We start from the raw sequence: 12,697 nt of genomic DNA, 5'->3' as shown, positions 1-12,697 counted from the left end.
TCGTGAATGAGGCTTTTATCTCCGTTAACGAGTCTTTTATACTCGTGAACGAGGCTTTTATCTCCGTTAACGAGTCTTTTATACTCGTGAACGAGGCTTTTATCTCCGTTAACGAGTCTTTTATACTCGTGAATGAGGCTTTTATCTCCGTTAACGAGTCTTTTATACTCGTGAACGAGGCTTTTATCTCCGTTAACGAGTCTTTGAACTCCGTCGTCGAGTATTAAAGCTTCATTTTTTAGGTTTACCTCAGCACTCAGCACTCAGCACTCAGCACTCAGCACTCAAAATCTCACGCACAGCTTGTTCTACATCGCTTTGTTTAACTAAAGACTCGCCAATCAAAACTGCACGCGCGCCAGCCTCAGCGACAAGAGATAAATCAGCAGGTGTATACAGTCCAGACTCGCTGACGACGGTGATATCTAAGCTTTGTAATTGTTGTTGGCGCTCTGCTAAAAGTTGCTGTGTGGTTCCTAAATCAAGGGTAAAGTCTGCTAAATTGCGATTGTTGATTCCTACTAAACTTAGGTTATCAAGCTTTAGTACTCGATCCAGTTCAGCTAAGGTATGGACTTCTACTAGCGCAGTCATGCCCAAATCGTGAATTACTCGCAAAAAGTCTTGGAGTTCTCGATCTGATAGAATAGCTGCAATCAACAATACTGCATCTGCGCCTGCTGTCCGTGCTAAATAAATTTGATAGCGATCAATGATGAACTCCTTGCACAGTAAAGGTAATGCAACTTGTTGACGCACTTTTCGCAGATTATCAAAACCGCCCTGAAAGAACTTTTCGTCAGTTAGGACTGATAAACAAGCTGCACCACCTCGTTCATAAGCTTGAGCAATAGCAACTGGCTCAAAATCTGCGCGGATAACCCCACGGCTAGGTGATGCCTTTTTTACTTCAGCAATTAAGCTAGGTTGGTTGGGATTATCTTGTAAAGCAGTCAAGAAATTTCGCACAGTCGGGGCTGTATTTAACTGTTGTCGCAAGGTGGCTAAAGGCAATTCTTGCTGCATTTGTGCAACTTCTTGCCTTTTATGCGACACAATTTCTTCAAGAATATGGCGGGAAGGGGCAACTTGGTTAGTCATAAAATGCTAGGGCGAGTGGAGATAGGGAAATAAGTAATTATTCTCGCATTGTTGTTATTCTCGTTTGTTTCTCGTTCCCAGATTCCATCTGGGAATGAATTCTGTGCAGGCTCTGCCTGCCTGATACGATTAAAAACACTCTTAATCTCGGTATGAGGGAGGCGGAGCCTCAAGGATGGCATTCCCACGCAGAGCATGGGAACGAGGCTAATGACCAATGACTAATGACTCTTTGACTTGCGTATATGCACGCACCACATTTTTAATTATTTTCAGGCCAACTTCTCCACCTAAAGTCATGATTGATTCTGGATGAAACTGAACGGCGGCGATGGGAAGTGTCTGATGTTCAATGCCCATAATTACGTCGTCATCAGAAATTGCTGTTACTTTGAGTTCTTTTGGCAAATGTTGCGGTAGGGCAAACAATGAGTGATATCTACCCACTGCAAAGGATTCCGGTAAGTTATTGAAGGTGACAGAATTGGCATCGGTGACGAAAATTCGTGAAGATTTACCATGTTGAGGGTAGTTGAGAACTCCCAATTCGCCATCAAAAGCTTCAACGATGCCTTGCAGTCCTAGACAAACTCCGAAAATAGGAATTTGGCGATGCAGAAGGGCGCCGACAGTTTCGGAAACTCCAAAATCACTTGGTCTACCAGGGCCAGGAGATAATACAACTAAGTCAGGGCGTTCTGTATCGAATAACGATTCCGAGAAACCATGACGCAGTGTGGTGACGCTTGCACCAGTTTGGCGAATGTAATTGGCTAGGGTATGAACAAATGAGTCTTCGTAGTCTATTAATAAGATGCGTTTGCTAGCTTTTACACCTGAAATCTGTTTACTTAATTTTAGAGAACCGGACTCATCAATTTTCTGACTCGTTTGCTTTACACGGCGAATTGTCTCAAATAAAGCAGCAGCTTTGGTAATTGTTTCTTGTTCTTCTGACTGGGGTATGGAGTCATAAAGGACAGTAGCCCCAACTCGCACTTCCGCGATGCAATCTTTTAATCGAATTGTCCGCAGAATTAAGCCAGTATTTAAATTCCCGTTGAAATTTAAATAGCCGACTGCTCCACCATACCAACGTCGGGCGCTCTTTTCGTGCCGTTCAATAAAATCGATTGCTGCCCTTTTGGGTGCGCCTGTGACTGTAACTGCCCATGTATGCGAAAGAAAAGCATCTAAAGCATCAAATTGCGATCGCAGTGTACCTTCAACATGATCTACTGTATGTATCAGGTGGCTGTATAATTCAATCTGGCGACGACCAATGACTCGTACTGAACCAGGCTCGCAGATTCGGGATTTGTCATTGCGATCGACATCAGTACACATGGTCAACTCAGCTTCATCTTTGTGGGAGTTGAGTAACTGACGAATTTGCACCGCATCGTCAAGAGCATCTTGTCCCCGGCTAATAGTGCCACTAATTGGACAAGTTTCTACGCGCCTACCTTCAACCCGCACAAACATTTCTGGAGATGCACCAATCAGATATTCGCCGCCTAAATTAAAAATAAACCCATAAGGACTAGGATTTATTTCCTTTAAGGTATTAAATAGTTTGCTGGGTTCATCTTCATAGCCTTCAAAAAAGTTTTGACTAGGAACAACTTCAAATAAATCGCCTCTGCGGAAATAATCGAGTGCAACCTCAACTTTTTTCGCATATTCGCCTACTTTATGGTCAGCAGTTTGATTTGGTAAAAGATGTTTGCCGCGATAATCTACAGACTCACCTGTTCTAGGAAGATTCTTAGTGTTGCCGTGCGCTGTTTTAAAATCATATTGTAGACGAAATGCCCGTTGCTGATAGTAGTCAACAACAATCAATTCATCTGGCAAATAAAGCACCAAATCGCGCTGATCTGTAGGACGTTCCAGATGTTGGGTAATTGGTTCAAACTGAAAAACTAAGTCATAACCAAACGCACCATACAAGCCTAAATGCTCGTCTTCTTGACTAGAGAAAGTGTATAGAATTTCCCTAACAACAGTAAATGATGAAGGCTGTTTACTACGTTCTTCTTCAGTAAATAATTTTTCGGAATGTTTAATAAAACCTACGATACAGTTATCTTCTTGGGTGACGTTCTCAAGTTGTTCTGACTGGGATAGGCGCTCTAAAAGAAATGGCAAAAGTACTTGACCGCGTTCATTCAACGCTATCAAAGTGAAAGCATTATCCTGTGTAGTCAACTCTAATGGTGGATTGACAAATCCGATTGCCCATCTTTTATATCTGCCTGGATATTCATAGCTACTCCTTAGCAACCCTCCACGCTGAGAATTTAAATGGAACAGAATATCATCGAGGGCAGTGTCCATCTTAACTTCAGTGATGGAACGAGAAACACTGACACCGCCAAGAGTTTTATAAGAACGTGAATCAAAAACCATGAGTAATTTCTCTAGAATATTTGTTAGTCAATCATTAAGCGAAAACCATTAATCATTATTAGTAGTTATTTTCAAACCTAGAACAGACTTAGATAATTTTCTATCAATCTAAGTCAACATATTTTTTTTAAAAGATGTAATCAAAAACTTTTTGCTTCTGATTTAAGAATACTAGATATCAAGCAGATAAGACATTGAATAATTTTTCGATTGGGTGTCAATTTATTCGCTTTTTATACTGCTTTTCTAGTACATTTACCAACAACCCTATTAAAAAAATCCGCCTCCCCCAAAAGTAGTAAATCGTCTCATAAAACCTCTGCGTTCTTACCCTATGGGAAGGCGTACCCTTCGGGACGCAAGCTACGCGTAGCGTCTGGTAGAGAAGCGCCTATGCGCTTCCCTCAGCATTCCTCTACATTTAAAATTCCCCCCTCACTTCCCGCAACAGCGATATAGCTTGCCGATACAACAACAAATTCACCTCATGAACCTCAATTCTTTTTCCAATCCCTTTTAACAGCGTCAAAGTTAACTCTCCTCCTAAATGTTCGCGGAATTCAGTCAAACCCCGAAACAAACAATTAGGATCTTCCAATTGTGATAATTTATCAGCCAATTCGGGCACATACAACGTGAAACCCAACGCCGATAAAGTATTTAATATCCTTTGCCACTCCGAACAATCCAGCAATCCTGCTAAATAAGAATAAGTGCTATCCAAAGCAATACCGATCGCAACGGCTTCGCCATGACGCAAGCGATAATTTGTCAAATGCTCCAGTTTGTGAGCCGCCCAATGTCCAAAATCTAGGGGACGAGACGAACCCATCTCAAAAGGATCGCCGCCATTGGCGATATGTTCTAAATGCAACTGAGCGCAACGATAAATAACTTGTTGCATAGTATCCATATCTCGCCGCCTCAAAGCTGCGGTGTGAGAGTGGATAAAATCAAAAAAGCTAGCATCCTTAATCAGCGCCACTTTGACTGCTTCTGCGATTCCAGAACGCCAATCGCGATCGTCTAGAGTTGTCAAAAAGGCAGAGTCATTGATAACTGCATAAGGTGGCGCAAATGTGCCGAGAAAGTTCTTTTTACCAAAGGCATTAATGCCGTTTTTGACGCCAACCCCAGAATCATTTTGCGCTAACACCGTTGTTGGAACCCTAATTAGACGAATTCCCCGGTGAGCAGTTGCGGCTGCATATCCTACTAAATCCAATACCGCCCCGCCGCCGATCGCTAATACGTAAGAGTGGCGACATAATCCGGCGGCTTCAATCTGTTGCTGGATTTGCTCTAGTAAAGTGCGATCGTTTTTAGCAGCTTCTCCCCCCGAAATTATCATCGGTTCGGCTGCGATCGCTAGTACCTCTGCATAAAACTTGGTATACGTGACTAATTGCTTCACCAATTCAGGTTGAGACTTTAATATTCCTGCGTCTACCACTGCAACTATTTTCTTCGGCTTTGTTTCCTCATCCGCACCAATCACTTGGGCTAAGGTAGGATTTTTTAACTCAAATAAATTTTGGGTGAAGTAAACTTCGTAGTTAAAAGTAACCGAAACACGTTGATGAATTAATCTACTTTTTTGCTTGATGTCAACTATCATATTTTTGCAGGTATATCTAAAAGTGCAGCACGATTCAAAGTTTCTAGGAACACCTCTACCGAGTGAGAACCATTTACCTTAACTTTGTCATTGATAACGAAGAACGGCACGCTGTTGATGCCATTTAACCGAGCAAATGTTGATTCAGCAATCACTGCATCACTCACCGCGCGATCGTTTAATTGCAACTTTAATTTGCTAGCATTCATCTGATACGCTGTACCGATGGCAACAATAACGTCAATATTTCCAATGTTCAAACCGTCTTCAAAATAAGCTTGATAAATAGCTTCGACGACATCGTTTTTTACGTTTGTGGGTGCAAGTGCAATCAGTTGATGAGAAAGCTTAGTATTGACAGCCAAACGGATTTTATCAAAATCTAACTTAACTCCAGCCGCTTCACCTGCGCGTTGCGTACTATCAAATATCTGTTGTATTTCTGCCGCTTTCATCCCTTTTCTATTTTGCATAAAGCTGCGAAATTCGTATCCCTCCGCAGGAACAGTATTGTCCAAAAGAAAAGGATGCCAGCGAATATATACTTCTTGTTCTTGCTGTTGTGCCAGTGCATCAAACAGATGTTTTTTCCCAATTCTGCACCAAGGACAAACAGTATCGTGAAATATGTCTATCAGCATATTTTTGTTGATTTAAATGCTAATATTTGTGTGTATTTGTGGTTGAAAATCTCGTGGGATAGCCATTGTATTTAAAGGCTGGATAAAAGTGTTGATTTTATCTTCAAAAAAACTTTGAGCCTTTTCAAATTCTTGAATTAATGCCTCTCTGTCTTTGTTTGCTACTAGTTTCGCCAAACGGCTATAAGTATCAGCTAAAAAGCTAATTGCATCACACCTTTCTTCTGTAGCGAGCATAATATCCACACATAAGTGAGGGTTTTGGGAAAACAAACGTTTAACAATGTCAATTTCTTGACGGTAGTTAGGAGTTGACATTGTTAGACTCTGCTGTATATCGATTTTTACTTGTGCTAAGAAAATGCCAAGACTAAATCTACAGAAATGTTGCGTTGCTTGAACGATCGTCATCATGCGATCGTGTTCTTCAGGTGTGCAAACAATTAACTCTCCACCTTGGCTTTTAATAAAGTCTAAAAACCATTGAAATGAATCATCGTTTCGACCCGGACACACTACTACTTTTTGTCCAAAAAACGATTTGATATTTGGGCCAAACATTGGGTGTAAACCCATGACTGGGCCAGAATGGTGTTCGAGCATTGCTTGAGTTGGCTGAGTTTTTATGCTCGTGATGTCACACAAAGCGGTAGTTGGGGCGAGGTATTTAGCTGCACGCTTGATAACATCAACTGTATGTTCAATGGGAACGCTGACTAAAACTAATTCTGCCTGATTTAATAGTTTATCTGCATATTCCCAATCCTCAGATTCGAGGACGCTAACATTATTACCTACAAGCGAAAGCTGCTCTTTAAATAATTTTCCCATCCTGCCGCGTCCACCGATGATGGTAATTTTTCGGGGAGTGACATGATTTGTTGTATATTTAGGAATTAAAGTAGCATGGCAACTCTTCAGCACACCTGCCCAAACAGACTCAGGAATACCAGCTTGGGCAAGTAAAGGAGCAACATCAGCCAGTTGTTCATCTAGAGAAGGCTGTTCTGATGCTGCTAATAATGATATGCGATCGCTCAATAAGGCGATCAACCTTTGGTCAGTTTTTTTCAGTCGATCTGAATTTGTCATTAGTCATTTGTCATTTGTCACTTGTACTGAGCGAAGCCGTTGGCGTGGTCACTGAGCGAAGTCGAAGTGCAGCCTCTCGTAGAGAAGTATTAGTCATTTGTTATTAGTCTTTGAGATACCACGCGCACAAGGGGCAAGGTATCTAGCAAAAGCTCTTGCTCAACAAGTGATTCTTTAGAACTTAATTCGGGCAATATATCCAAAGTTGTTGTTCTTTTGGCGATCGCATCATCAAATAACTCTTCATACCGATCTAGCGCTTGCTCAAAGGAGTAGTTTTCTACGGCAAACTTTCTTCCTTCACGCCCTAATTTTGCTGCTAGTTCCGGCTGATTATATAAATCTAATACCGCAGCAGCTAAAGCATCTGCTGACTCAGGCTCAACGATAACGCCGCCGCCGCTTTCTTTGATAGCTTTGGCAGCAGTACCAGTGGCGGGAACTGAACCGACAATTGGGCGACCACTGGCTAACAACAGTGGTATTTTAGAAGGCATATTGAAAGAAATCACATTGCTCTTTTGCACAATCAACCCAACATCAGCAGCTGCTAACATTTGTGGTAGTTTTTCTCGCGGTTGCAATGGTAGCAGCAAAACGTTATCTGCTCCACAAGCAAAACAATGTTTTTGTAACCTTTCGAGAGCTTGGGATTCACCGGCTACGACAAAGACAATATCATTAATATGACGCAACCGAGATGCTGCTTCTATTACTGTCTCTAAACCTTGCGTCAGAGCAATATTACCTGAATAAAGCACTACAAATTTATCATCAAGTTGATGGGAAGCTCTCCAGGAGTTATTCTCCTTCGGTAAAGGGCGGATAAAATTTAGATTTACCCAATTGGGAATACAGGCAATTTTATTAGCAGGTACACCTTTATGTATTAAATTATCTACAAAACCATCGGCAATCACGCTAATGGTATGTGCAGTTCGGTAGGCAAATTTTTCTAAAGCTTCCAGAGCTTGAATCATCAACTTATTCTTAATTAGCCCAACACGCACAGCAGCTTCTGGGAGGATATCTTGTACATTCAGCACTACTGGACAGTTGTATAACCAAGCTATTAAAGTTGCAGGTAAGCAAACGAGTAACGGCGGCACTGTTAAAATAATTACATCAGGTCGTTCGCCCTTGAGAGCTTGTGGCAAACTTGTAAAAATAAAGCTCAACTCTAGCAGTAGCCGATCTATCAGGTTAGGTTTAGACTTAATCCGCAGATAACTACGTTGAATAGTGACACCATTTTTCTCTTCAGTAACGTATAACTTACCCCGATAGCGATCGTAAATCTGACGCTGAGGATAGTTAGGCATACCTGTGATTACCCGCACTTGATGCCCTCGCTTCACCAGCCCTTCTGCTAGTTCAGTCATCAAAGGTGCAATACCAATTGGTTCTGGATGATAGTTGTATGAATAAATCAGAATGTGCATTAACCGTTAATGTGCTAAAAGCACCTTGATAATCTTGGCTTTATTTAGTGTTTACAGTTTTTATCTCCCTTATTCCAGATTTAATGACCTGAAATTTTCGTAAGGTGTGTTACCCAAGGGCATAACGCACCCCACGAAACAGAAGTTTTAGATTTTATTTAATTCACTTCAGCCTCTGAACTCGAATTCGGTCACTTTACTGCTACTCAATCATGAGAATTCAGCACTGTTTTTGCAACGTCTTCTCTAAACTGAAGACTGGCTTTTGTTGCGCGCGTTTTCGCAATGTGACGGTAGCAGCCCCAAGTCCGAGCAATGCTAAACCCAATGCTGAACTAGGTTCTGGTACTTGCCTTCTGCCTTCTACGTTTAGCACTTGGACGCGACCTTGGAAGAAATCGCCCACATACAGCTTGCCATCTTTGAGGGTTGTGCCACCCGTCCAGTTAAATCTGCCTGGTGTGAGGTCGAGGGGGTTGCCAAAAGGAGGGCCAGTTAATGCTGGAGGCGGTACAGGATTACCTGATGCATCGCGGGCATTTTCACCGTAGGAAGTCAAGAACTTACCGTTTTTATCAAATACCTGAACGCGGCTGTTGATAGAATCAGCTACATAAACATTCTCTTGGTCGTCCACTTCGATGCCAATTGGCTGAAGAAGCTGTCCAGGGCCGCTACCTGCTGAACCAAATGCGTACAGAGGTTTACCATTTGGATCGAGTACTTGAACGCGGTTGTTATACTGGTCAGCTAGAAAGATATTTCCACTGACTGGGGAAATTCTTATACCTGCTACACCTTGAGTTTCTCCTAGTGCAGTGCCCAGAGTGCCGCCAATGACACCAATTTGCTTTCCGTCAGGTGTAAATTTAAGGATTCTTTCGCCGTTAAAATCACCTACGTAAACGTTGCCAGTCTTGTCAAATGTTACACCAGATGGTCCAAAGAAAAGCCTACCTGGTATGAGATCGGTAAATTCTCCATTTGCAAAGGATCTAATAAAGTTACCCTGAGAATCGAATTGATTGATGCGGTTGTTGTAAACATCACCTGCATACAAATCCCCTGTTACGGGATTAAAATCTACAGTTGTTGGCTCGTCAAACTGTCCCGGCCCTGTGCCGCCGGAGCCAATTGCTCCAATATACTGACCGCTTGGACTAAATTTTTCAATTTTGTCGCCGAGGTTGTAGTTAGGAGTACCATCCGGGTTAACACCGCGTCCGTTAGCTATGTAGGTATTCCCCGAATCATCTACCGTTATCCCTTGGGGAACAAAAAGCTGCCCTGGACCGAAGCCAGGACTGCCGATACTTCTGTCGTAAGTTAATGTTACAGCTTTGGCTTGGGCTGCTGTTGCCAAGACCATCAATCCAGTACCGAGAATGCCAATTGACAAATTTTTGACTAATCCCATGAGTTTTAAGTCCTGGTTGTATAAGGTATACTCTTTCCTAGACTAATTTTGTTCCCCGTCCTAGTTTGGGAACCTTGAAATTTGGGCTGCTGCCTCTTATTGGAAATGCAACTTTCTCTTTTGGGCAGCAGCCTATTCTGTAAGCTTTAGCTGGTGTCAGGTAAAGAGGGATTAGACAGTCTCTGCTTCGGTTAGCAATTCACCCAACTTTTCTTGGCGTTGGCGTTTGCGCTTGGCGTAAGCAGCAGTTGCGCCTACACTAGCAAGTGCGAGTAAGCCGACTACTGAACCAGGTTCGGGGACTTTTTCGACAGCGACACCATCTACCCGAACAACCTCCCCTCGTCCTGGGCCGACACCGCGATTGGTAATATAAATCTTGCCATCAGGGCCAATATCAATTCCATCAGCTGAATCTAGCCCTTGACCTGCTGCAACAAGCGTTGTGCGAGTGCCGTCAGGAGCAACTTGGATCAGAGATCCAGGTAGATTTGTGATGTCACCCCCTAACTGGGACTTGTCGCTGAACTGTAAGACAAGCAAATCGCCTTTTTGATCGAAGGTGAGGTCGGTGATGTGCGTAAAACCATCGAGAAAAACTTCTGGTTTTTGATCTTCGCCAATGCGGAAAATCCGTGATTTACCTTGTGGATAAGGAAAACCCGTATATTCGCCAACGTATAAAGCTCCATCGGGACCAATTGCGCCACCTGTAGGTACTGATTGAATTGCGATTTTTCCTCCTGGAAGCTCCTCTAATAGCCCAGGAGGTAATTGTAATCCTGGTGGCAAATCTGACTTACTAATAATATTTTTAGGAATTGCGATCGCCTCTGACTTGCTTCCATCAAGCTTGATTTTGTAAGCAGTGTTCCCGCCACCATCAACCACATAAGCATTATCGCCATTAACAGCCAGGTCATAGGGATTGGTAACTACATCCCCTTTGTCTGGATTTTTGGTGATTTCATTCTTGGCAAAGTCAAAAATACTGCTGAGAGATCCCGTCGTCAGGTCAGCTTTATAGAGTTGTGCTAGAAGCGGCGTATTCAAAACTTTATCGGGTGTTGATGGCGGGAAAGTTGCAAGTTGCTGTGGTGGGAGTGGGGATTTAGAACCAAGGTTAAGTGTTGCTAGATCGCGGTTTCCTGGATAACCGGCAAACCCTGTCAGCAGATAAGCATTCCCTTTAGAATCGAATTGTATGTCTTCAATACCAGCGCCTTGATTGCCAGTGGGTTGCTCTGCTAAAGACTGAAAGTTATTAAATAAACGCTGTTTTGTGCCGTTTGGTGAAACTTTGACCAGTGAACTAGTATTACCAGCACAGATAGGCTGAAACAGGGTACTCGGAGATGGTTGACAATTTCCGTTGCCGCCGATACCTGGCTCTGCTACGTAAAGACTGCCGTCAGGGCCAAAGCTAGCACCCCGTGCATTACTGATTCCATCGACAACAGTCGTTAGCGTTGCAGCTTGTGCAGATAGTGTTCCACAAATAGCAGTAAAACAAAATGTAAGAGATGTAAGAGCAAATGACTTGAGTTTCATACCTTTGGAGATTGAGAGTTAAATAATTTGTTTGGGGAAACTTTTATGGTTTTAAAGACAACGAATTGCAGTCTTTGAGGAACGCAAGATTGGTTTGAAACTCTTTATTTGAGCGCCACGACTCTATTTATGGGAGGTTTGGTAGCTCTTTTTTCTTGTGCAACCAAGCAATGCCCAAGGCTGCGATCGCTAATACACCTAAAGCAGAATCAGGTTCAGGAATAGACTTGGTATCCTCAATTCTGAGAACTTGTCCAAATCCTGGGCGATCGCCTCGGTTGGTGACGTATACTGCACCATCAGCACCAATAGTCAGGGCACTAGGCGACTCTAATCCATTGCCACTCAGAAGAGTTGTGCGTGTGCCATCGGGAGCTATTTTGATTACAGAACCATCAAAATTACCCTTCCAGGCTGACTGATTGGCGTACTGCAAAGCATACAAATTGCCCGCAGGATCGAATTGCAAGTCTGTAAGTTGGGTAAAACCATCGGCGAAGACTGATGATTTCCCATCAGCACCGACTCGATAGATTTTTGCGCCACCTTCGGGGAAAGGGAAACCAGTAAATTGGCTGATGTAATAAGCACCATCAGGCCCTTTTGCTACACTTGAAGGTACTGCTTGAGTTGCAAACTGCGATCGCCCCACTTCCCCTTGAGATGGAACCTGTGCAGGTTCATTGGATGGGGTATCAGAAGGTGGAAAGACGGGATTAGTTAATATGTCTTCAGGAAAGGTAGTAATAGTTTGCAAGTTACTACCACTAGTATTAACACTGAGTAAGTCATTTGCACCTGCATCAACTGCAACTAACTTATTGCCATCGATGACAAAGCCCAAGGGATTGCTACCGACATCACCACCATCGGGATTATTGGCGAGTTCATAGTTAGCTAAATCTGCAACACTCGTCCAGGAATTGGTATTAAAGTCGGGAGCAATGATTTTACCGAGGTCAGTGTCACCTAAATTGCGATCGCGAAAGGTTGGATTCGCCCCATACCCAATCAGAACATAAGGTTTACCTTTTGGATCGAATTGGATATCACGAGGGCCACCGGCTCCAGTACCATCTGGTAATGCTATAGAAGGAAGTCCTGTAAGTATCCGCTCAGTCTTACCATTCTCAATTTTGGTAACTGCCCCACTTGTGCCATAGCATAAAGAGTCACCTTGACCGCTTGACGGTGGGACACAAGCGCCACTTCCTCCGATTCCCGCTTCTGTAACATAGAGATTACCATCAGGGCTAAAGCTTAGTCCTCCGGCATTATATAGACCGTCAGCAATTACTGAAAAGGATGCAGCTGAGGCAGCTTTCATTCCTGAAAAAGCGGCAACACAAAAGGTGAAGATAGTAATGGTAAGTGGGTTTAGTTTCATATTTTGTTCTTTGTCATTCGTCATTCGTCATTTGTT

The 12,697-nt window shown here is 43.0% G+C and carries 9 protein-coding genes; all 9 read right to left on the bottom strand.

The window, feature by feature from the left end:
• Positions 1-270: 270 nt before the first annotated feature.
• Entirely contained in the window at positions 271-1,101 is an 831-nt protein-coding gene (gene trpC / locus NSTC731_RS00390) for an indole-3-glycerol phosphate synthase TrpC (protein WP_445629116.1), read from the bottom strand.
• Between the two features lie 207 nt (positions 1,102-1,308).
• Positions 1,309-3,513 carry an anthranilate synthase gene (locus tag NSTC731_RS00385; protein WP_445629115.1) on the bottom strand — a complete coding sequence of 735 codons (2,205 nt, stop codon included), beginning with the start codon at positions 3,511-3,513 and terminating at the stop codon, positions 1,309-1,311.
• Positions 3,514-3,934: 421 nt separating this feature from the next.
• Positions 3,935-5,131 carry a 3-dehydroquinate synthase gene (locus NSTC731_RS00380; protein WP_445629114.1) on the bottom strand — a complete coding sequence of 399 codons (1,197 nt, stop codon included), beginning with the start codon at positions 5,129-5,131 and terminating at the stop codon, positions 3,935-3,937.
• Entirely contained in the window at positions 5,128-5,772 is a 645-nt protein-coding gene (locus NSTC731_RS00375; protein ID WP_445629113.1) for a DsbA family oxidoreductase, read from the bottom strand. The genes NSTC731_RS00380 and NSTC731_RS00375 overlap by 4 nt, the downstream gene beginning before the upstream one ends.
• Positions 5,773-5,784: 12 nt before the next feature.
• Positions 5,785-6,864, bottom strand: a complete 1,080-nt coding sequence (tyrA, locus tag NSTC731_RS00370; protein WP_445629112.1) for a bifunctional chorismate mutase/prephenate dehydrogenase — start codon at positions 6,862-6,864, stop codon at positions 5,785-5,787.
• Positions 6,865-6,953: 89 nt separating this feature from the next.
• Positions 6,954-8,306 carry a glycosyltransferase family 4 protein gene (locus tag NSTC731_RS00365; RefSeq protein ID WP_445629111.1) on the bottom strand — a complete coding sequence of 451 codons (1,353 nt, stop codon included), beginning with the start codon at positions 8,304-8,306 and terminating at the stop codon, positions 6,954-6,956.
• Between the two features lie 220 nt (positions 8,307-8,526).
• Positions 8,527-9,723 (bottom strand): scytonemin biosynthesis PEP-CTERM protein ScyF, encoded by a 1,197-nt coding sequence (gene scyF / locus NSTC731_RS00360; RefSeq protein WP_445629110.1) that lies wholly within the window; start codon positions 9,721-9,723, stop codon positions 8,527-8,529.
• A 171-nt stretch (positions 9,724-9,894) separates the two neighbouring features.
• Positions 9,895-11,274 (bottom strand): ScyD/ScyE family protein, encoded by a 1,380-nt coding sequence (locus tag NSTC731_RS00355; RefSeq protein ID WP_445629109.1) that lies wholly within the window; start codon positions 11,272-11,274, stop codon positions 9,895-9,897.
• A gap of 127 nt (positions 11,275-11,401) precedes the next feature.
• The gene (locus tag NSTC731_RS00350) at positions 11,402-12,661 is read right to left on the bottom strand and encodes a ScyD/ScyE family protein (protein ID WP_445629108.1); all 1,260 of its coding nucleotides are present in this window, start codon (positions 12,659-12,661) and stop codon (positions 11,402-11,404) included.
• Between the last annotated feature and the right edge of the window lie 36 nt (positions 12,662-12,697).

It is taken from the genome of Nostoc sp. DSM 114167, assembly GCF_052692655.1.
The sequence above is the reverse complement of the archived record's forward strand: the minus strand, read 5'-3'. Positions and strand labels throughout refer to the sequence as shown.

Bases quoted from the DNA above. Each gene is read 5' to 3' on its own strand.
- NSTC731_RS00365 (WP_445629111.1), bottom strand. From the start codon at position 8,306: ATGCACATTCTGATTTATTCATACAACTATCATCCAGAACCAATTGGT.
- NSTC731_RS00380 (WP_445629114.1), bottom strand. From the start codon at position 5,131: ATGATAGTTGACATCAAGCAAAAAAGTAGATTAATTCATCAACGTGTT.
- NSTC731_RS00375 (WP_445629113.1), bottom strand. From the start codon at position 5,772: ATGCTGATAGACATATTTCACGATACTGTTTGTCCTTGGTGCAGAATT.
- NSTC731_RS00385 (WP_445629115.1), bottom strand. From the start codon at position 3,513: ATGGTTTTTGATTCACGTTCTTATAAAACTCTTGGCGGTGTCAGTGTT.
- trpC (WP_445629116.1), bottom strand. From the start codon at position 1,101: ATGACTAACCAAGTTGCCCCTTCCCGCCATATTCTTGAAGAAATTGTG.
- NSTC731_RS00355 (WP_445629109.1), bottom strand. From the start codon at position 11,274: ATGAAACTCAAGTCATTTGCTCTTACATCTCTTACATTTTGTTTTACT.
- scyF (WP_445629110.1), bottom strand. From the start codon at position 9,723: ATGGGATTAGTCAAAAATTTGTCAATTGGCATTCTCGGTACTGGATTG.
- NSTC731_RS00350 (WP_445629108.1), bottom strand. From the start codon at position 12,661: ATGAAACTAAACCCACTTACCATTACTATCTTCACCTTTTGTGTTGCC.
- tyrA (WP_445629112.1), bottom strand. From the start codon at position 6,864: ATGACAAATTCAGATCGACTGAAAAAAACTGACCAAAGGTTGATCGCC.